This window comes from Bradyrhizobium sp. TM239 (assembly GCF_036247985.1).
In the GTDB taxonomy this organism is placed as follows: domain Bacteria; phylum Pseudomonadota; class Alphaproteobacteria; order Rhizobiales; family Xanthobacteraceae; genus Bradyrhizobium; species Bradyrhizobium ottawaense.
In genome coordinates, this window is record NZ_BTIR01000011.1 from 130144 (window position 1) to 150242 (window position 20099).

At 64.2% G+C, this 20099-nt stretch carries 15 protein-coding genes; 7 read left to right on the plus strand and 8 right to left on the minus strand.

Annotated features, from left to right (window positions below):
• Positions 1-89: 89 nt before the first annotated feature.
• From AABA84_RS19080 to AABA84_RS19100, 5 genes are all read right to left on the minus strand, one after another.
• Positions 90-956: a 3-keto-5-aminohexanoate cleavage protein gene (locus tag AABA84_RS19080; protein ID WP_338312748.1), complete on the minus strand. Its 867-nt coding sequence runs from the start codon at positions 954-956 to the stop codon at positions 90-92.
• A gap of 198 nt (positions 957-1154) precedes the next feature.
• Entirely contained in the window at positions 1155-1955 is an 801-nt protein-coding gene (locus AABA84_RS19085) for a helix-turn-helix domain-containing protein (RefSeq protein WP_338312749.1), read from the minus strand.
• A gap of 172 nt (positions 1956-2127) precedes the next feature.
• Entirely contained in the window at positions 2128-2784 is a 657-nt protein-coding gene (locus tag AABA84_RS19090; RefSeq protein ID WP_338312750.1) for a glutathione S-transferase family protein, read from the minus strand.
• On the minus strand, positions 2784-3947 hold the full coding sequence (locus tag AABA84_RS19095) for an acyl-CoA dehydrogenase family protein (RefSeq protein WP_338312752.1): 1164 nt from the start codon (positions 3945-3947) through the stop codon (positions 2784-2786). Before AABA84_RS19095 ends, AABA84_RS19090 begins: the two co-directional genes overlap by 1 nt.
• Before the next feature lie 123 nt (positions 3948-4070).
• Entirely contained in the window at positions 4071-5207 is a 1137-nt protein-coding gene (locus AABA84_RS19100; protein WP_338312754.1) for an acyl-CoA dehydrogenase family protein, read from the minus strand.
• A gap of 264 nt (positions 5208-5471) precedes the next feature.
• On the opposite strand from AABA84_RS19100, the gene AABA84_RS19105 reads away from it, so the two are divergent.
• Together AABA84_RS19105 and AABA84_RS19110 are read left to right on the plus strand one after the other, a co-directional pair.
• The gene (locus AABA84_RS19105; protein WP_338312755.1) at positions 5472-7022 is read left to right on the plus strand and encodes an acyl-CoA synthetase; all 1551 of its coding nucleotides are present in this window, start codon (positions 5472-5474) and stop codon (positions 7020-7022) included.
• Positions 7023-7096: 74 nt separating this feature from the next.
• Complete coding sequence (locus AABA84_RS19110) at positions 7097-8317, plus strand: ABC transporter substrate-binding protein (RefSeq protein WP_338312756.1); 1221 nt, start codon at positions 7097-7099, stop codon at positions 8315-8317.
• A gap of 126 nt (positions 8318-8443) precedes the next feature.
• On the opposite strand, the gene AABA84_RS19115 is transcribed toward AABA84_RS19110, so the two are convergent.
• Both AABA84_RS19115 and AABA84_RS19120 read right to left on the minus strand, forming a co-directional pair.
• The gene (locus AABA84_RS19115; protein WP_212243826.1) at positions 8444-9928 is read right to left on the minus strand and encodes a glycosyltransferase family 2 protein; all 1485 of its coding nucleotides are present in this window, start codon (positions 9926-9928) and stop codon (positions 8444-8446) included.
• Positions 9929-9976: 48 nt separating this feature from the next.
• A complete protein-coding gene (locus AABA84_RS19120) occupies positions 9977-10747 on the minus strand; it encodes a helix-turn-helix transcriptional regulator (protein WP_212243819.1) in 771 nt (256 codons plus the stop codon).
• Between the two features lie 186 nt (positions 10748-10933).
• Between AABA84_RS19120 and AABA84_RS19125 the strand changes: the two genes are divergently transcribed.
• From AABA84_RS19125 to AABA84_RS19135, 3 genes are all read left to right on the plus strand, one after another.
• Complete coding sequence (locus AABA84_RS19125; RefSeq protein WP_338312757.1) at positions 10934-13195, plus strand: marine proteobacterial sortase target protein; 2262 nt, start codon at positions 10934-10936, stop codon at positions 13193-13195.
• A gap of 100 nt (positions 13196-13295) precedes the next feature.
• Complete coding sequence (locus AABA84_RS19130) at positions 13296-13865, plus strand: class GN sortase (RefSeq protein ID WP_338312758.1); 570 nt, start codon at positions 13296-13298, stop codon at positions 13863-13865.
• 162 nt (positions 13866-14027) lie between these two features.
• A complete protein-coding gene (locus AABA84_RS19135) occupies positions 14028-15020 on the plus strand; it encodes a glycosyltransferase (RefSeq protein WP_212243814.1) in 993 nt (330 codons plus the stop codon).
• A gap of 11 nt (positions 15021-15031) precedes the next feature.
• Here AABA84_RS19135 and AABA84_RS19140 read toward each other — a convergent pair whose 3' ends face one another.
• Positions 15032-16678: a glycosyltransferase family 2 protein gene (locus tag AABA84_RS19140; protein WP_338312759.1), complete on the minus strand. Its 1647-nt coding sequence runs from the start codon at positions 16676-16678 to the stop codon at positions 15032-15034.
• A gap of 199 nt (positions 16679-16877) precedes the next feature.
• Here AABA84_RS19140 and AABA84_RS19145 point away from each other — a divergent pair, with 199 nt between their 5' ends.
• On the plus strand, positions 16878-19097 hold the full coding sequence (locus tag AABA84_RS19145; protein WP_338312760.1) for an acetate--CoA ligase family protein: 2220 nt from the start codon (positions 16878-16880) through the stop codon (positions 19095-19097).
• A 146-nt stretch (positions 19098-19243) separates the two neighbouring features.
• Positions 19244-20074 carry an MlaD family protein gene (locus AABA84_RS19150; protein ID WP_212243811.1) on the plus strand — a complete coding sequence of 277 codons (831 nt, stop codon included), beginning with the start codon at positions 19244-19246 and terminating at the stop codon, positions 20072-20074.
• Positions 20075-20099: the final 25 nt, after the last annotated feature.

A 20099-nucleotide genomic window follows, 5' to 3' on the forward strand; every position in this document is an offset into this window, starting at 1 on the left:
GTTTACTCCGTCATTCCGGGGCGATGCGCAGCATCGAACCCGGAATCTCGAGGTTCCGGGTTCGCGCCATGCGCGCCCCGGAACGACAATTACCTGTTCGTCCCAAAGATCTTCCGCGCTTCGGCCGGAGACGCGATCTCGCGGCCCGCACGCCTTGCGCAGGTGGCGATGGCCTCGATCAGCTGGCCGTTCGACGTCACCTTCTTGCCGTCGGCGAGATAGAAGGTGTCTTCGAGACCGGTGCGCAGGTGGCCGCCGAGCTCGGCGCAGCGCTGATGCAGCGGCCAGATCTCCTCGCGGCCGATCGCGGTGACTTGAAAATGCGCCTCGGGACGCTTCAGCTTGATCAGGATCGGCAGCAGCTCCGGGTCCGAAGGCATTCCCGAAGCGACGCCCATCACAAAGTTATATTCGAGCGGTCCCTTGTACATGCCGACCTGGGTGTACATGCCGACGCAGCGGACGATGCCGACGTCGAAGCATTCGAACTCGGGGATGGTACCGACCGCGTTCATGACGTCGAGATAGTCCTTCACCTTCTCGACCGCGTTGTCGAACATCATCGGCGGCCAGGCCCAGGTATTGTCGGCCTTCACCTTCAGGTAATTCAGCGAGCCGGCGTTGCAGGCGGCGATCTCCGGCCTGGTCTCACGGATGCAGTCGAGCGCGCCGGAGTAATTCGGCCCCGACACCCCCGAGGTGTGGTTGATGATCACGCCGGGACAGGCTTCGCGGATCGCCTGCTGGATCTCCCTGCTGACGGCGACTTCCCAGGACGGCAGATGTCCCTTGCCCGGCGCCTGCTGGCGCAGGTGGATGTGCATGACGGACGCGCCGGCATCGAACGCAGCCTTGGCCTCGCGCGCCATCTGCTCGGGCGTCACGGGCACATTGTGCTGCTTCGGGTCGGTGAGCACGCCGTTCAGCGCGCAGGTGATGACGGCCTTGTCGCTCATGCCAAAAATGTCTCGCACGTTGAGAATTCAACGCTTGCGATCATGGGATGGGCGGCATGCGGCTTCTTGCGCGGAGAAGCTGAAGAAGGACGAGCTTTCGTAGGGTGGGCAAAGGCGCCTTGCGCCGTGCCCACCACGTCTCGATAGTTGGCGAAGATGGTGGGCACGCTCCGTTTTGCCCACCCTACGGCAGCGGAGCTAGCTCGCCTCCGCCAATCGCACCGTCTCGGTGCTGCGATAAATCGCAAGGTCGCGCGAGCCAACGAAGATCGCGCGCGGCTTCAATCCGTAGAAGCGTCGGATCGAATGGCTGAAATGCGTGGAATCGGGATAGCCGATATCCTGCGCGAGATGGGCGAGGTTGAGGTCCTGATTGGCGAAGTGCAGCAGATGCCGCGCGCGCTTCCAGGCGCGGAAGGAGCGGAACGAGATGCCGGTCTCCTCCTTGAACAGATGCAGGAAGCGCGAGGCCGAGAGCCCTGCTTCCGCCGCGCAGGTGTCGGCCGTCACCGGCTCGCCGGAGAACCGCCCGATGCGGGCGACCGCCCGGGTCACACGCGGATCGAGCACGCGGCGGGCGAGCGCCTCGCCGAAGCACATCTCGTCGAACTCGGCGGTGGTGATGTCGCCATAACGACGCTGGCGCAGCAGCGCGTAGGCGGCGAGGATCTTGCGGGCATAGGCGGCCTTGTCGGGCCCGCGCAGCCGCTCGGCCAAGGCCTCGATCACGCCATCCGGCATGCTTTCCGGTTCAAGCGTCACGCTGATCACGGTGCGATAGTCGCTGGTAATGGTGTGCCGCTGGTTCGGCAGGGTCACGATCAATTCGTCCGACGTGTGGACGTCGTCGATCGTCAGATGCAGGCTGCCTTTCACCGCGACGTAGATATGGCAGCAGCCGGGGGTCCGCTTGCGAGGGCGGCCGAGCAGGCCGGCATAGAATACCCGCTCCGGCGTGATCAGCATCAGATGGTCGGATTCGCGACCTATATCTTCCATTGGGGTCCTCCTCGCGCGGCTCTCTGGCCGCTGCGGACGGGGTCACCTTAGCGGAAATTTGGGCGCTGTCACGACGGGATAGCGCTGTCATGGCGCAAAGCGTTGGCATCCCAGGACCGCGCTGTGTCAGTCCGGAACCATGGTGAGGCTTATAGTCCTGACCTGCGGAGGTTCATGCCCTCACGCGCGGTGCAACATTCTGCTCGGCGCCAGCCTTCTGTTCCGCAGCAACTGCGCGCTTGAAACCGTCGCGCTGCTGCAGGCGCGCCCAATATGCTGCGACATTTGGCCCGAAATCCTTGGCTAGCCCGATATTGTCGGCCAGCCGAAGCGCATAACCGATGACAATGTCAGCCGCGGTGAAGCGGCCCGCGCACAAGGTTTCGGCATTGGCGGTCGCTGCCTCGACGGCGCGCAGTCTCCCTAGGAACCATTTCGCATAGTCGCCGGCGACCTGCGGGTTGCGGCGCTCTTCCGGCTCGAGCTGGGTGTATCGGAGCACCAGCGTCTGCGGAAAGGTTAACGTGGCGTCGCTGAAATACATCCAGTTCAGGAACGCGCCATAGGCGGGATCTTCGGGTCCGACCATCAGCGGCGTCGGGCCGTGCTTGATGCCGAGATAGTGGCAGATGCCGGAGGATTCGGTCATCTTGGTCTCGCCGTCGACCATGAAGGGAATCGTGCCGAGCGGATTGATCGCGAGATATTCCTTGGCGAAGACCCGCGGTGGAAACGGCAGCATCTTCAGCTCATAGGGCAGCCCCATCTCCTCCAGCATCCAGAGCGGACGGAACGAGCGCGCGGCGTCGCAATGATAGAGCGTGATCATCAGGAACTTCCCTTGCTGCCGGGCAGCGTGCCCATCATCTTGCACAGGACCATCAGCATGACCTCGTCGGCGCCGCCGCCGATGGAGGTCAGGCGGCTGTCGCGATAGGCGCGGCTGACCGGCGTTTCGTTGGTAAAGCCCATTCCGCCCCAATATTGCAAGCAGGCATCGGTGAGCTCGCGGCCGAGACGGCCGGCCTTCAGCTTGGCCATGGTCGCAAGCTTCGTCACATCCTCCCCGGCGACCAGCTGCTCGGCCGCGCGATAGATCAGCGCGCGCAGCAGCTCGACCTCGGTCTGCATCTCAGCCAGCTTGAAGTGCACGACCTGGTTGTCGAGGATGCTCTGGCCGAACGCCTTGCGGTTGCGGGTGTACGCGATGGTCTGGTCGATGATGTATTCATGCGACTTCAGGCAGGCGGCGGCGCCCCAGAGCCGCTCCTCCTGAAACTGGATCATCTGGTAGGTGAAACCCTTGCCTTCATCGCCGATCCGGTTGCGCTTGGGCACCCGGACATTGTCGAAGAAGATCTGCGCGGTGTCGGAGGAGCGCATCCCCATCTTGTCGAGCTTGCGCGCAACGGTGACGCCCTTGCTCTTCATGGGCACGCAGATCAGCGACTTGTTGCGGTGAACCGGCCCATCGCCGGTGTTGGCGAGCAGGCAGATCCAGTCGGCCTGGGTGCCGTTGGTGATCCACATCTTGCCGCCGTCGATCACGTAATCGTCGCCATCGGTGCGCGCCTGGGTCTTGATCGAGGCGACGTCGGAGCCCGCGCCGGGCTCGGAGACGCCGATGCAGGCGACGAAATCGCCCGAGATCGAGGGGGCCAGAAACTCGCGCCGCACCTCGTCGGAGCCGAATCGCGCCAGCGCCGGCGTCGCCATGTCGGTCTGCACCCCGATCGCCATCGGCACGCCGCCGCAGGTGATGGCGCCGAGCTCCTCGGCCATCATCAGCGCGTAGGAATAGTCGAGGCCGGAGCCGCCGAACTCCACCGGCTTGTTCAGGCCGAGAAAGCCGAGGCTGCCCATCTTCTTGAACAGCTCGTGGGCGGGGAAGATGTCGGCCTTCTCCCAATCATCGACATGAGGGTTGATCTCGTTGGCGATGAACTTTTGCAAGCTGCGGCGGATGTCGTCGTGGTCGGCGGTGAATAGCATTTTTGTCCTCTCGTCATTCCGGGGCATCGCGAAGCGAAGAGCCCGGAATCCATTTCTCTACGGCATCTGCGGCACGATGGATTCCGGGCTCGCGCTGCGCGCGCCCCGGAATGACGGTGAGGGTCACAACCCCATCTGCCGCGACGCCAGATCCTTCATGATCTCCTCGGTGCCGCCGCCGATCGCGTTGACCTTGACCTCGCGGTAGATGCGTTCGGCCTTGATGCCGCGCATGAAGCCGGCGCCGCCAAAGATCTGCACCGCTTCCGAGGCGCAGAACGCCATGGTCTGCGTCGACTGGTTCTTCATCATGCAGATTTCGGCGACCGGACTTTCGCCCTGCTCCAGCCGCCACGCCAGCATCTCCAGCATGGACTGTGACGCGGCGACCTTCTGCGCCATGTCGACGATCTTGTGGCGGATGACCTGATGCTGCGCCAGCGGCTTGCCGAACGTCTTGCGCTCTCTGGCATAGGCGACCGCCTCGTCGAGACAGACGCGGGCGAAAGCCGTGCAGCCCGCCGCCATGCCCATGCGCTCGCTGTTGAAGTTCTGCATGATGATCTTGAAGCCCTGCCCCTCCTCGCCGATCAGGTTTTCCGCCGGCACGCGGCATTCGTCGAAATGCAGCGTCGCGGTATCGGAGGCCCACCAGCCCATCTTCTTCAGCTTCGTCCGGGACAGGCCGGGCGTGGTGCCCTCGATCAGGAGCAGGCTGACACCGCCGGCACCTTCGCCGCCCGTGCGTACCGCAACGGTCAGATAGTCGGCCCGCATCCCTGAGGTGATGAAGGTCTTCTCGCCGCTCACGACGTAGTGATCGCCATCACGACCCGCCTTGGTGCGGAGCCCCGCGACATCGGAACCGCCGCCCGGCTCGGTGATCGCTAGCGCGGAGATCTTCTCGCCTGACAGCACCTGCGGCAGCACGCGTGCCCTCACCTCGGGTCGCGCAGCCCGCGCGATCGGCGGCGAGCCGATGGTGTGGCTCATCAAGCTGGCGCTGACGCCGCCCGCGCCGGCCTGCGCCAGCTCCTGGCTTGCCACGATCTTCATGAACTGGTCGGCGGCGATGCCGCCATATTCCGCGGGAAATCCCAGCCCCAACAGGCCGATCTCGGCCGCCTTGCGGTACAGCGCGCGCGGGAATTCGCCGGCCTCGTCCCATTCATGGGCAAACGGAGTGATCTCCTTCTCGACGAAGCGGCGCATCACGTCGCGGAAGGCGTCATGCTCGGCGGTATAGAACGGGCTTTTCATCGCACTCTCGCCTCGCGGACGGATTCGTCTCTCCCACCATGGCCGGAACATCGGCGGCTCACTTGCGCAGAGTGGCTGACCGGCGAACCGCTTCGACGCAGGCTCTCGCCTAGCAACTCAACGCAAGACGATTTTGCCCCCTCGCGCGCCAACTCCAAATAAAAAAGACGTCGATGCACCAACTCCGGCTGGCCCAAGGCCATGCCGGGCATGGTGCACGGCAATAAGGATGCAGGCGGCACAAGACCGCCGAGGGAGGAATTCTTGGCCGTTCGTTACTACGACTGGATCGTTCATCATGGCCGCCGCACGCCTGACAAGGTTGCGGTGATCGACCTCGCGAGCGAGCGCCGCTTCACCTATGCGCAGCTTGACGCCCGAGTCTCGCGCCTCGCCTCTTTCCTGCGCCACACGCTGAACGTCTCACGCGGCGACCGTGTCGCGGTGCTGGCGCTGAACACGACCGATACGCTGGAGGTGCAGTTCGCCTGCGGCCGCCTCGGTGCCATCTTCGTGCCGCTGAACACCCGGCTCACCGTTCCCGAGCTTCAGTTCATCACCGGCGATTGCGCGCCGAAGGTGATGATCCACGACACCGATCTCGCCGAGACCGCGCTTGCCGTCGCAAAGCTGTGCGGCATCGCGACCTGCCTGCTGCTCGGCCCCGGCGGGTCCTATGAGGCCGGCATCGCGAGCGCAAAACCGCTCGCGGCGATCGAGCAGGTCACGCTCGATGACGTCTCGACCATCATGTACACGTCGGGCACGACAGGACATCCGAAGGGCGCGACCATTACCCATGGCATGACCTTCTGGAATTGCGTCAATCTCGGCGGTCCCGCCTGTATCGGACCGTCCTCGGTGCTGCTCACCGTGCTGCCGCTGTTCCACACCGGCGGGCTGAATTGCTACACCAATCCGGTGCTGCATGCCGGCGGCACCGTGATGATCATGCGCGCGTTCGATCCCGGTACCGCGCTCGGCCTGATCAACGATCCCGCGCAGGGCATCAACGTGTTCTTCGGCGTGCCCGCGATCTACCAGTTCATGGCGCAACACCCCGCTTTCCCAACGACCGATCTCGGCCGGCTGATCGTCGGCGGTGTCGGCGGCGCGCCGATGCCGGTACCGCTCTTGAAAGTCTGGGAAGCGCGCGGCGTCGCGCTCCAGCAGGGTTACGGCATGACCGAGACCTCGCCGGCCGTGCTGGTGCTCGACCGCGAGGATGCGGCGCGCAAGGCCGGCTCCGCCGGCAAGCCCGTGCTGCACACGGAAGTGCGCATCGTGCGGCCCGACGGCAGCGATGCAGATGTCGGTGAACTCGGTGAGCTCTGGGTCAAGGGGCCGAACATCACGCCGGGCTATTGGAACAGGCCGGAGGCGAACAAGTCTTCCTTTACCGACGGCTGGCTGCACACCGGTGACGCGACGCGCGTCGACGAGGAGGGCTTCTACTACATCGTCGACCGCTGGAAGGACATGTACATCTCGGGCGGCGAGAACGTCTATCCGGCCGAGGTCGAGAACGTCCTGCACCAGCTCGCGGCCGTCGCCGAAGCCGCCGTGATCGGCCTTCCCGATCCGCAATGGGGCGAAGTGGGCCTGGCCATCGTCGCGGCCAAGCCGGGCCAAAAGCTGACCGAGGCCGACGTCTTCGCGCATTGCGCGGCCAATCTGGCGCGCTTCAAATGTCCACGCCAGATCCGCTTCGTCGACGCGCTGCCCCGCAACGCCACGGGCAAGATCCACAAGCCAACCTTGCGCAAGGAGTTCTCGGTGGCCTCCGAAGTCGACAGGAAAGTCGCCAACGCCTGACCCAAGCGCCCCTCGCGGGCGCTTTTTCTTTTGAAGTGCCTGCCCTACCCAACAAGAAACCCCAAGGAATTTCCATGAAGAACAAGAAACTCGTCCTGCTCGCCGCGGCAACTGCCCTGACATTGCTCTCCACTCAGGGTGCTTTCGCGCAGAAATACGACACCGGCGCCAGCGACACCGAGATCAGGATCGGCAATGTCGAGGCCTATTCCGGTCCCGCTTCCGCCTACGGCATCATCGGCAAGACCGAGGAAGCCTACTTCAAGATGATCAACGATCAGGGCGGCATCAACGGCCGCAAGATCAACTGGATCTCTTATGATGATGGCTATTCGCCGCCGAAGACCGTGGAGCAGGTCCGCAAGCTGATCGAGAGCGACGAAGTGTTCCTGATCTTCAACGCGCTCGGCACCCCGACCCAGACCGCTGTGCAGAAGTATCACAATGCCAAGAAGGTACCGCAGCTGTTCCTCGCCACCGGCGCCAGCAAGTGGAACGATCCGAAGAATTTTCCCTGGACGATGGGCTTCCAGCCCAGCTACCGGGTCGAGGCCCAGATCTTCGCCAAGTACATTCTGAAGGAGAAGCCGGACGCGAAGGTCGCGATCTTCTATGCCAACGACGATTTCGGCAAGGACTACCTGGCCGGCATCAAGGACGTGTTCGGTGACAAGGCATCGAAGCTGATCGTGGCCGAAGAGAGCTACGAGACGTCGGAGCCGTCGATCGACGCCCATATCGTCAAGCTCAAGGGCACCGGCGCCGATGTTTTCGTGAACATCGCCACCCCCAAATTCGCGGCGCAGGCCATCAAGAAGATCGCTGAGCTGGAATGGAAGCCGATGCATTTGATGACCGACGTTTCGGTGTCGATCGGCGCAGTGATGAAGCCGGCCGGCCTCGAGGCATCCGAAGGCGTGCTGTCGGCCGGTTATCTGAAGGACGCGTCCGATCCGCAGTGGAAGGACGACGAGGGCATGAAGAAGTTCATGGCCTTCATCGACAAGTACATGCCCGGCGCGAACATTTCGGACGCCAATCTGGTTTACGCCTACGCCGCGGCCCAGACGATGGTGCAGGTGCTGAAGCAGTCGGGCGACAACCTGACCCGAGAGAACGTGATGAAGCAGGCCGCCAGTCTCAAGGACTTCGTCCCCGACACCTTGATCCCGGGGATCAGGATCAACACCTCCGCCACGGACTTCGCGCCGATCGAGCAGCTCAAGATGTGGCGCTTCAAGAAGGGCCAGTGGGAACTGTTTGGCGATATCATCAGCGCCGAAACCGGAGGCTAGCTCCACGCCCACCAACCTTGCGGGACTGAAGCGCGATGAGATCAGGATGGATCGTCATCGCGCTTTAGGTCGTTGTCTGAGCATAATCTTCTCGGAAAACCGCCAGGCACTTCTCCGGATCAGGCTCTAGGCTGAGATTGAAGCTCCGGCATCCTGGCTCACCTCGATGGATGCCACGGAAAGGCCAAGACGGCGGGAATCGCCAATCCCCGTCAACACGGGGCAGGACCATGCCAGGATGGCGATGCCCGAGGGCGGCAGATCGAGGTCCATCGTATAGCTATCGGGGCCGATTGCGATCGCGGAGGCATCAACGCGCACGCCGTCGAGATAGAAATGCGCACCGATCTCGCGCAGCGGCGCGCGCAAGGCGGGACTTCGGATCCGAACGGTGTTGCGGCCCGCGCCCCCCTGGATGCGAACGGCGGCCTGGGGCTCGCTCCAGCGGAAGGTGTGCCCCGCTGACGATTCGAGCGCATGGAATCCGGCTTGCCCGAGAACGCGATCTCCCAGGAATTTCACCGCCGGCCCGGCATGACCGCGAATGCGACGAATGCATTCGAGCCGCTGCAGATGGATCAGCGAGGCGATGTAGCGTCTCATCCATCGCGCGATCGCCTCGCTCGACCCGATCATCGTCAGCGCTCTCAGACCGAGATGAGATTGCAGGACGGCCAGGCGCGCGGCGAAGCGCGCCGGAAGATCGCCGCACAGAGCCAGTGCCCCCCAATGCCAGAAGGCGCGCAGTTTTTCCCCAGGCTGCCTCCAGCCGCGGCCTGCAAAGCAGTAATGCACGAGCGCATTCAACGCCGCGCGGGCGAGCGATACGTCGAATCCGGCCCATTCGACCCATTCGACTGGAACTTCGAGCAGCTCGCTGCCGGGTTCGCGGCGAGCCTCGCCGAGATAGCGGATCTCGCCCTCGACGAAATCGAGCGTGAACGTCTTGAGCTCGCCGATTTCGCCGATGTAATAATGATGGAAGCGCGCCTCCTCCAGATAACCGATGGCGTGGCCTCTCGCGTGGTAGGCCGCGGCCAGCACCCATTCGGCGAAATGGCCGAGCTCCTCGCGCAGGCCTCCGCATTCCCAATAGACGTCACGCCGCGTCACGAAGCACTGATCGAGCACCTTGCGCCAGGGATGCTGCTTCATGCCGAATTCGATGTCGGCCTGGTACATTGTGGCCTCGGCTTCCGAGAGCCTGTTATGGCAGATCGGCACCGAGCGGCAGGAGAAGGCGGCCCAGTCGGGATGCGCGTCGATCGCGCGGATGCACAGCTCGATTACGTCGGGTTCGGGCCAGCAATGCGACTCCGTGAAGAACAGATAACTACCGCGGGCCTTGGCGGCGCCAAATGCGCAGAGCCCGATGTCGTGATCCGAAGCGGTGAATTCCAGGCGCGCCTCGTCGCCAGCCAGCACCTTCAGCCCCTCGCGCGCGGCGAAGCCCGGCGGCACCACCAGGATTATTTCGTAAAGCGATCTATCTGCGGTCTGCGACGTCCAACCGAGCCAGGACTGCTCCCATTGCCCGCGGTGATATTCGAGCGGGATGATGATGGAAAACAGCGGAGATTCGCCGCTGCATGGCGCGGGCGCGTCCTGCATGCCCCCTTATAGACGCAGGCAACGCCATTCCGGATTCTTTCTCGCGGACTATACCGACAGAAACTGTGCGAACGATTCTTCCACCGTGCGGCGCAGATGCTTTCCGTACAACGTATGATTGATGTCGCCGGGCCCGACCCGTCCCAGCGATGGCTTCGGGACGTTCCGGAGCGGCACATAGGCGATCGGCGCCGCGATGGGTGTGAGTTGCGAGCCAGGACCGGCCCGGAGCGTCGAGATGATGCCGTACATCTCGCCGGCAACCGTCGGCCGCGACACCGTGATCACGCGATGCTGGCCGTGCTTGATGATGACGAGGTAGATGAAGCCTGACTGATGCGGGACGGCGACCTCGCCGGTGTGCTCGTAGGCGGCATCGGTCCGATCGCCCTCCCGGAAGACCAGCGAAGACACCTTCGGCTCCCAGACGATCTCGGTGCGGTACGCGAAAATCGCGTCCTTGTCGCCGAACGACGGCCGCAGCGTGATGTAGACGTCCTCGAGCCAGGTCACGGCGCGATGCGCATAGGAGCCAAGACTGTCGGGAGCGACATCGTTGGCGGCCTGAGGCGCCGCCACGACCGGGCTTTTGCGCAAGGAGACGCCCAGCGCCTGCTCCAGCCGCACCGTCGTCGCCAGCGTAAACGGCCGCCGGCCGCCGAGCACCTTCTCCAGCGTCGACAGGCTGAGCTTGGCCTGCTCAGCCAGGGCCTGCCGGGAAATCCTGCGCCTGGCGAGTTCCTCGCGAATCGTCTCGGCGATCTCGCGGCTCTGCTCGTCCGAAAGCTGCTTGTCGGTGAGTTTATCCTGCGTCTGCATTGTCGACCCTGCCCTGGGAGCGTCATTCTAGCAGGGCGGACAAACCAGCACAAAACCGCACATGAGCGCCCCACGGCGGCCTGCCCGGGCCGGCCGCGGCGGAACATGACCGATCATTCTGCTCGCGAAATCGGCCCCTCCCGGCGAATGCTCAGAGCCAGCAAACGTCCTCCGGGAGCAGGCCAAATGAACACCTACGACACAGCCGATAGCGACGAGCACCCCATGTTAAAGGGGCTGATCAAGCTCGGATTGTTTCTTCTCGCGCAGGGCGTCGCCGTGATGCTGATGGCCTTCGTGGCCCTGCTCGTCAGCTTCGGGACGAGCTGGTCGGCAACGAGCGAGCAGGCCAGCCTGCTCCAGCCCGGCGATGCCAAATCGGGCTCCCTCCTCCTGAAGGAGGACGGCGCCTATACCGAAGCGGTCCGCCTCGGCATCGATGTCGACATCACGGTATCGGGCCCGACGCTGCGCGCGCGGGTCACCCAGATCTTCCGCAATCCGACCAAGGACTGGGTCGAAGCAACCTATGTCTATCCGCTCGCGACCGGCGGCGCCGTCGATACGCTGAAGATGGTGGTCGGCGACCGCGTCATCGTCGGCAATATCAAGGAGCGGCAGCAGGCCCGCGTGATCTATGAAGAGGCGCGCCGCACAGGCCAAAGGGCGGCGCTCACGGAGCAGGAGCGGCCGAACATCTTCACCAACTCGGTCGCCAATATCGGCCCCGGCGAGACCGTGCTGGTGCAGATCGAATATCAGGAGCCGGTGCATCAATCCGGCAATGAATATTCGCTCCGCCTGCCGCTGGTGGTCGGACCGCGTTACAATCCGGCGCCAATCGTCCAGAGCGTCGACTTCCGCAAGGACGGATCGGGCTGGGGCGCGGCGACGTCGGATCCGGTACCGGACCGCGACCGCATCTCGCCGGAAGTCATGGATCCCGCCAGGAATGCACCGGTCAATCCGACCAGCATCACGGTGCGCCTGAAGGCCGGCTTTGCGCTCGGCGAGGTCAAGAGCCACCACCATAATGTCAAGATCGAAAGCCCGGACAACATGGCGCGTGTCATCACGCTCGCCGACGGCGTCGTCCCCGCTGACCGCGACTTCGATCTGACCTGGAAGCCCGCCGCCGAGAAGGCGCCGTCGGTCGGTCTGTTCCGCGAACATGTCGGCGATGCCGATTACCTGCTCGCCTTCGTCACTCCGCCCAGCGCCGAGCAGACGACGCAAAAGCCGCTGCCGCGTGAGGTCGTGTTCGTGATCGACAATTCGGGGTCGATGGGCGGCACGTCGATCGTCCAGGCCAAGGCGAGCCTCGCCTACGCTCTGTCCCGGCTCCAGCCGACCGACCGTTTCAACGTCATTCGCTTCGACGATACCATGGACATGCTGTTTCCCGCCTCCGTGCCGGCAGACGCTACCCATGTCGGCGAGGCGACCTCGTTCGTGAGCGCGCTGCAGGCGCGCGGCGGCACCGAGATGGTGCCGGCGATGCGCGCCGCGCTGGCCGACAAGCTCGGCGACATCGGCATGATTCGCCAGGTCGTCTTCCTGACCGACGGCGCAATCGGCAATGAGCAGCAATTGTTCGAAACGATCACGGCGATGCGCGGCCGCTCGCGCGTCTTCATGGTCGGCATCGGATCGGCGCCAAACACCCATCTGATGACACGCGCCGCCGAGCTCGGCCGTGGTGCCTTCACCCATATCGGTTCCGTCGAGCAGGTGGAGGAGCGCATGCGCGGCTTGTTCGCCAAGCTCGAAAATCCGGCCGTCACCGGGCTCACCGCGAAGTTCTCCGAGGCCAAGGCCGACGTGACCCCGGCGATCATCCCCGACGTCTATCGCGACGAGCCGCTGGTGCTGGCAGCAAAGCTCGACAAGCTCGCAGGCTCGCTCGAGATCAAAGGGCGCATCGGCGATCGTCCATGGTCGGTGACGCTGCCGCTGCAAAATGCCGCCGAAGGCAACGGCCTGTCGAAACTCTGGGCCAAGCGCAAGATCGGTGACGCCGAGGTGGCGCGCGCCATGCGGGAACTCGCGCCCGAGGAGGCCGACAAGGCGATCCTGGCGCTGGCGCTCGACCATCAGATCGTCACACGCCTGACCAGCCTTGTCGCCGTCGACAACACGCCGAGCCGACCCGAAGGCGCGCCACTCAAGCTCAGCGAATTGCCGATCAACCTGCCCGCCGGCTGGGATTTCGAGAAGGTGTTCGGCGAACGGCCGCAGATCCCCGCGCAGTTGCGTGAACGCCATGCCGATGCGCGTACCTCGCCAGCTACACGGCGCCCGACACCTGCAGCGCCCGACGCGATCCGCCTGCCCAAGACAGCAACTTCGGCCGAGCTGAAGATGATCGCAGGCCTGGTCCTGATCGTGCTTGCCCTGATCCTGTTCGTGTTCAACCGGCGTCGGCTCTTGCTCACCGACGCCGCTTGAGAGAGGAGCCTCCCCGAACTCCTCTGTTAGCGCGCGCGGTCGCCCGTCCCACAGCAACGGCCGCGCGCGCCTTTTTGGGTCACTGCGAGTGTAGAGACAAATGCCCCGCCTCATATCGCCCCTGGTTCTGACACTGATCGGCCTCATCCTGTTCGGCGACGGCGCCTACATCCATGCCAAGGCGTGGCTGGCGCAGGTGCTGCTGGAGCGCGCCTTCGACAAGAGCCTTGCGACGGGCGAGATGATCAAACCGTGGTCATGGGCCGACACCTGGCCGGTCGCGCGAATCGAGGTGAAGCGGATTGGCGCCAGCGCGATCGTGCTGGAAGGCACGAGCGGCCAAGCGCTTGCCTTCGGGCCCGGCCATATCATCCGAACGGCTGATGCGGGCGAGCGCGGTGTTGCCGTATATGCAGCGCATCGCGACACACATTTCCGCTTCTTGCGGAACGTTTCCGTCGGAGACGTCCTTGAAGTCACCCGCCGCGACGGCAAGCATTTTCGCTATCGGGCAGATTCTTCGGCGGTCGTCCGTTTCGACGCGTCGGGCATCGATCCCTCGACGCAGGGTGTGGAACTCGTGCTCACGACCTGCTGGCCGTTCGACGCCGTTACGTCCGGCCCGGAGCGCTATGTGCTGCATGCCACCTTGATCGAATCGCGTGAATAGCGGTTCGCAATCGGCCCGTCCGGGAACAATCGAGCCCTCCCGAATCGCGCCGGACGCGCCGGACCATCGGGTTTGACGCGACCGTGAACTGGCGCTACCGGCCAGGACCTGCAAGAATGGTCCATTGATTTTTGTACGTTGTGATTTGCGGAAGATCGATAGATGGACGACGAGTTCAGGCAGCGCCTCGAACAGCGGTTGGAGCAGCTCGAAAATCGCGTCGCGCTGCTGGAAAGGAATCAGGATCTCATCGCCGCCGGGCAAAGGCGATCTTCGCTCCGGAGCCTCTGGCGGCGTCCGCCGATGTGGACCTTCGAGCAATATCCGCCGCGCCTGCTCAACCTGACGGCTTTCCCGCCAGCACCCTCGATCCACCAGAATGCACCGCGGATCGCGATGGTGACGCCGAGCTACAACCAGGCGCAATATCTCGGCGCCACGATCGACAGCATCGTGAGCCAGAACTATCCGAACCTGTATTATCACGTGCAGGACGGCGCCTCGATCGACGGCACCGCTGACCTCCTGAAGGGCCGCGGCGAGAGCATCAGCTGGAAGAGCGAACCTGACAGCGGGCAGTCGCACGCCATCAATCTCGGCTTCGCCGGCGTCGACAGCGAGATCATGGCCTATCTCAACAGCGACGACATGCTGCTGCCGGGGACGCTGGCTTATGTCGCCAACTACTTCACGTCGCATCCGCATGTCGACGTCGTCTATGGCCATCGCGTCTTCGTCGACCGCGAGGGGCTCGAGGTCGGCCGCGCCGTGCTGCCGCCCCATGACGGACGCGCGCTGCAATATGCCGACTATATCCCGCAGGAGACGATGTTCTGGCGCAAGCGCGTGTGGGACAGGATCGGTCCGATCGACGAGAGCTTTCACTACGCGATGGATTGGGACTTCATCCTGCGGGCGCAGGCCGCAGGATTCAAATTCGTGCGCCTGCCGCGATTTCTCGCCTGCTTTCGAATCCACGATGCCCAGAAGACCGCATCGACCTACGCGATCGGCGTCCGGGAGATGGGCATCTTGCGGCGCCGCGCTCTCGGCTTCGATCCGACACAGATGCAGATCCGCCGCGCCATAGCCCCCTATCTCGCGAGGCAGGCCGTCTTTCACTACGCCCACAAGCTGAGCCTGCTACGGTACTGAGCAGGCGGCGATCACCGGCCCCGAGACGCACGGACATCGTGATCGAGCCAGATCCGCTCGAGGCCGATGCCGAGGGGTCGCGCGTCGGAGCTCAGTCCGAGATCGGCGGGCGAGCGTGGATCGGAGAGCGACAGGCTGATGGTCAACGTCCCGTCGGGGGCAATCGCGGCAGGATCGAGCATCAACCTGCGCAAGCCCGCGAACGCTTCTCTCGAAAATGTCAGTTGCTGCAGCGCTCCGTTGCCGACGCGGCATGCCGCCAGCAATTGCGGATTTCTATCGGAAACGAAAGCCCGGCACGCCAGCACAAGCTCGACCGGTCGTGACGGAATGGGGTGGACCTCGAATCGGAGCACGCAGTTCCTGGCAATGGACCAGGTGCCCCATTGCTCCGGCTCGCTCCACCCCTCGATCAACGCGGCGACGCCCGCTCCGCCGTGTGCGAATTCGAGCTCCTCTGCGCCGAGGACCGGCGCGGAGGAGGGAGCTTTCAGAGCGGCCGGATCGAGCGGCCCCTGACCCGGAATGAACTGCGCGATCACGCGTACTGCATCCGCAATCGAATTGAGCCCAAGCGCAGAACCATCCAGCTCGTAAACCACACGGTTCGGTCCGGTCACGCGAACACCCCGGCCGGGTGGCGGCCGATCCGCAAGGCGGGCAGGAATGATGATGTCGGCGACGTCGAACCCATGCGTGCGGGCGAGTTCGCCGATGGTCTGCACGGTTCGATCATACAGGGACGGCCGATCGTTGATATCGGTCGCGAGCGCCTGTGCCAGCGCCTTGAAGTCGAGCCGCACATCGTCGTCATCCGCCAGCAGCAGACGTTTGAGGACGAGCATGTCCTTGGCGATGAAGAGCTGGAGGGCGTTGAGATCGGGGAGCCAGGGCTCGTCGTCAATGGTTCCGAAATCGCGCGCCCCTCGCGGCGTCTCGAGCAGATCAGTGGTCTCGAAGAACAGCGCGTGACCGGTGCTGTGCTGCGAGATCCCGGCCATGCTCAGCGGCCGCGACAGTCGGATGAAATTGTCGGTCAGCGCAGCGTTGGCGATACCGGATGCCACGTCGGGCGACAGGCCGATGAAATAGCGGCCACAGATCGCACGCATCCGATCGATGACGCTGCGGCGGACGAACGAATTGTAGATCATCGGCAGACGCGCATAATGCGCCTGGAAGCCGAAGATGCGCGCCAGCTCGTCGCGTGACGACACTCGCTTCACGGACGAGGTCAGATCGATCTCGGCGAGCAGCCGGTTGCGGAAGGCTGGATGGTAGTAGCTCGGCCAGTGATAGGTGTAGGCGCTCCAGCTCAGGAGATCGATGTTTCGGCCGGAGAGCATCTCCGATGCCGTGGCACATGCATAGGGCATCAGCCCGTCGTCGTCGCCGATGAAGGCGACGTACTCGCCTGAGGCGTGGCCGAGCGCCGCCTCCCAATTATCGGTCATGGTCAGAACGGTCTCGCTGGCAAAATGCCTGAAGCGCTCGTCCTGGAGACCCGCGACGATTCTAGCAATCTCGGGATTGCCGCCATTGTTCTGAACGATGAACTCGCAATCCGCATGCGCAGGCTGGCACGCCATGGTCGCGAGCGCGTGGCGAAGCGTGTCGGGACGATCGAGGGTCGGCACCACGATGGACAGCAGCGGCATGATCACCATTTGAGAGAATGAGGGTCAGGGTTTCCTAGCATCTTGCCGGACCGTTCGCACTTTCGCCAAAAGTCGCGTGATGCTAGCCTTATCGTCAAACTCTGCCCATTCCGTCTCGCGGCATGGAGCGGCCACGATCAGCCCCCGAAGCAGGCGCGCGACGGCGCGTTGCAACAAGAACAAGAAGTGAGGGAAGCGCATGGAAGCTCAAGTGCCCGCCGCATCGGTTTCTCCGCGCCCATGGTCTCCTTCGCCCGACGCCGGAGACATCGTCAAGGGCATCCACGCCATGCTGCACCCGCACAACATCGTGCTGGTGGGCGCGACCGACAAGCCCGGCAATTATGCCGAACGCATCTGGAATAATCTGATCAAGTACCGTTACGAGGGCGGCCTCTATCCGGTCAACGCCAAGCGGGAGACGATCTGGGGCGTCCCCTGCTACAAGGACTTTGCGAGCCTCCCCGAAAAGCCGGATCACGTTCTAGTGCTGGTGCCGGCGCGCTTTGCGGTCCAGGTGATCCGCGATGCCGCCGCAGCCGGCGCACGATCGGCCACCATCGTCACCTCGGGCTTCAGCGAATTGCAGGACGAGGAAAGCCAGAAGCTCGCGGCCGAATTGCAAGCGGCGATACGTGAGACCGGACTTGCCGTCACCGGCCCGAATTGCCTCGGCAACTTAAGCGCCGGCGAAAAGCTCTTCACCAACATCGACGATCGCGTCGTCACCATGGAACAGGGCGCGGTGGCGATCGCCGGGCAGTCCGGCGCCATCGTCATGGCGATCCGCCAGGCGCTGGAGGATCGGGGTGTCGGCGTCGGCTACATGGTGACGACCGGCAATGAGGCCGGGCTCGAGACGCCGGATTTGATGCGCTATTTCGCCGAGGATCCGAGCATCAAGGTCATCGTCGTCTACCTCGAAGGCGTGCGCAACACCAAGGCGTTTCGCGATGCCTGCAAGGCGGCGCGCGCTGCCAGCAAGCCCGTGATCGCACTTAAGCTCGGCGCGTCCGAGGGCGGCCGCGCCGCGGCGATGGCGCATACCGGCGCGCTTGCGGGCTCGATCGAGACGTTCGACGCCGTCGCGACGCGCGAAGGCGTGATCCGCGTGGGTGGCCTCGACGAGCTGATCGAGACGACCGAATGCTTCGTTCATTCCGCCGTTCCCGGGGGCGACCGGCTTGCCGCCGTCACGCTGTCCGGCGGCAAGCGCGGCATGCTGCTGGATGCTTTCTATGCCGAGGGCCTGAACTTTGCGCCGCTCAGCCCGCACGTCGGCTCCGAACTTGCGAAGATGCTCGGGCCGGGGTCTATCGTCGGCAACCCGCTCGACGCCGGCTTTGCCGCGGTGGTCGATCCCTCCGTCTACATGAAGTCGATCAAGCTCATGATCGACGATCCCGATATCGACATCGTCATCGTCGATGCCGAACTGCCGAAGACGCCGCACGAGCTGCGCGAGCGCAACTTGCGCATCGTCAACGACATGGCGGGCCGCGCCGGCAAGCCCGTGATCTATATCAGCGCGATGTCGATCGGCTTCACCGAGTTCACCAAGGCCTTGCGCAAATCGCTGCCGCACCTGGCGGTCATGCAGGGCATGGACCGGGCGGTGACCGCGATCAAGTCGCTGCTCGACTACGCCAAGCTGCGCAAGGAGGTGCCCGATATCGTCTCGAGCTCGAAACCTGCCGCGCGCGCCGTGCTGGAGAAGGCGCTGAGATTGGCGAGCGGCGCCGCGCTCGACGAAGTTGCCTCGAAGAAGCTCCTGAAAGCCTATGGCATTCCGATCTCGAAGGAGGCGATCGCACAGACGGCGGCCGAAGCAGTGAAGATCGCCAAGCAGATCGGCTTTCCGGTCGTGGCAAAACTCGTCAGCGCCGAGATCCTGCACAAGTCCGACATCGGCGGCGTGGTGTTGAACCTCAACAGCGCCGCCGAGGTGAAGAAGGCGTTCGCCGATATCACGGCCCGGGTGAGCAAGTTGAAAGGCAAGCCGAGGCTGGACGGCATCCTGATCGCGCAGCAGGTCAAGGCCGAGCTCGAGCTCGTGGTCGGCGCCTCGCTCGATGCCGAGATGGGGCCTGTCGTGCTGTTCGGTACCGGCGGCATCGACATCGAGTTGATGAAAGACGTCGCGCTCGCCGGCGCGCCGCTGGACGAGGCTGAGGCGCGGCTCCTGATCGGCCGCACCAAGGCTGGCATCAAGCTGCGCGGCTATCGCGGCAAGCCAACCCTGCACGAGGCCTCCGCGGTGAAGGCGCTGGTCGGCCTGTCCAATCTGATCGCGGATGCCGGCGACCGGATCGCCTCGATCGACATCAACCCGTTCCTGATCAACACCAGGACGGGCGTAGCGGTCGATGCCCTCATCGTCCTCAACAACGCCGCGGCGAAACGCGCGTCCGGGCATTGAGGCCGTCGGGCGGATCAGCGCCAGCGTAATCCGCCAATTTGCACCAGTGCTGAGGCGAAAACGGCGGGTTACGCTTCGCTAACCCGCCCTACGTACCATCCGGGCTCCTTCCAACTTTACTGCTTTGGCCGTAAAACCTTCCCCGCATGGCACGCGCGAGCAATCTGGTGATCGGAACGGCAACGCTGGCGGTGATCGCCGTGGCGTTCGGCGGCCTGCTCGGCGTGCAGAAATGGCGCACCATCCAGAGCCGCAGCCAGTTGCGTGTGGTATTCGAAGGCGGCTCGGCCAGTGGACTGCGCCGCGGCGGGCCGGTCAATTTCGACGGCGTGCCCGCGGGCCAGATCCTGTCGATCAAGCTGGACAATCCGCGCAGGATCGTGGCGCTGGTGATGCTCGACAACACCGCGCCGATCCGCAAGGACACCGTGGCGGGCATCGAGTTCCAGGGCTTGACCGGCGTTGCCGCGATCTCGCTGATCGGGGGCGCGCCCTCCGCGCCGCCGGTGCCGCTGGACTCGGACGGCGTCCCCGTGCTGACCGCCGATCTCAGCGACGCCGAGTCCATCGTCGACACCCTGCACGGCGTCGACCGCACCATCGTCAGCAACGCCCCCGCGATCAAGGAAGGCCTGCGCACGTTCGAAGACTACACCGCCGACCTCCGGAGCAAGGGTGGCGAAATCGACTCCGTCATGGCCAAGGTCGACAGCGCCTTCGCGGGCTTCGACAAGGCGGTCACGAAGATCGAGGGCGTGGTGCCGGGCTTCGTCGACGGCAAAGCCGACGAGCTGTTCGAGAAGATACAGGGGCTGCACGAGCTCGCCGACACCATGAGAAAGAAATCGGCCGGCTACCTCGAGGACATCCGCCGCTCGCTGCTCGACGTCAGCGAGGCCGCCAACAAGATGAGCGGGACGCCGCCCCCTGCCGCCGCCCCGCGCCCGCCGCGCAAGCCTGCACAGCAGAAGCGGTGACGCTCTGCCTTCCCCGCCCGCGGGA

What these genes read in the sequence shown, in the direction of transcription:
- AABA84_RS19080 (WP_338312748.1), bottom strand. Translation starts at nt 956, where the DNA reads ATGAGCGACAAGGCCGTCATCACCTGCGCGCTGAACGGCGTGCTCACC.
- AABA84_RS19085 (WP_338312749.1), bottom strand. Translation starts at nt 1,955, where the DNA reads ATGGAAGATATAGGTCGCGAATCCGACCATCTGATGCTGATCACGCCG.
- AABA84_RS19090 (WP_338312750.1), bottom strand. Translation starts at nt 2,784, where the DNA reads ATGATCACGCTCTATCATTGCGACGCCGCGCGCTCGTTCCGTCCGCTC.
- AABA84_RS19095 (WP_338312752.1), bottom strand. Translation starts at nt 3,947, where the DNA reads ATGCTATTCACCGCCGACCACGACGACATCCGCCGCAGCTTGCAAAAG.
- AABA84_RS19100 (WP_338312754.1), bottom strand. Translation starts at nt 5,207, where the DNA reads ATGAAAAGCCCGTTCTATACCGCCGAGCATGACGCCTTCCGCGACGTG.
- AABA84_RS19110 (WP_338312756.1), top strand. Translation starts at nt 7,097, where the DNA reads ATGAAGAACAAGAAACTCGTCCTGCTCGCCGCGGCAACTGCCCTGACA.
- AABA84_RS19115 (WP_212243826.1), bottom strand. Translation starts at nt 9,928, where the DNA reads ATGCAGGACGCGCCCGCGCCATGCAGCGGCGAATCTCCGCTGTTTTCC.
- AABA84_RS19120 (WP_212243819.1), bottom strand. Translation starts at nt 10,747, where the DNA reads ATGCAGACGCAGGATAAACTCACCGACAAGCAGCTTTCGGACGAGCAG.
- AABA84_RS19125 (WP_338312757.1), top strand. Translation starts at nt 10,934, where the DNA reads ATGAACACCTACGACACAGCCGATAGCGACGAGCACCCCATGTTAAAG.
- AABA84_RS19130 (WP_338312758.1), top strand. Translation starts at nt 13,296, where the DNA reads ATGCCCCGCCTCATATCGCCCCTGGTTCTGACACTGATCGGCCTCATC.
- AABA84_RS19135 (WP_212243814.1), top strand. Translation starts at nt 14,028, where the DNA reads ATGGACGACGAGTTCAGGCAGCGCCTCGAACAGCGGTTGGAGCAGCTC.
- AABA84_RS19140 (WP_338312759.1), bottom strand. Translation starts at nt 16,678, where the DNA reads ATGCCGCTGCTGTCCATCGTGGTGCCGACCCTCGATCGTCCCGACACG.
- AABA84_RS19145 (WP_338312760.1), top strand. Translation starts at nt 16,878, where the DNA reads ATGGAAGCTCAAGTGCCCGCCGCATCGGTTTCTCCGCGCCCATGGTCT.
- AABA84_RS19150 (WP_212243811.1), top strand. Translation starts at nt 19,244, where the DNA reads ATGGCACGCGCGAGCAATCTGGTGATCGGAACGGCAACGCTGGCGGTG.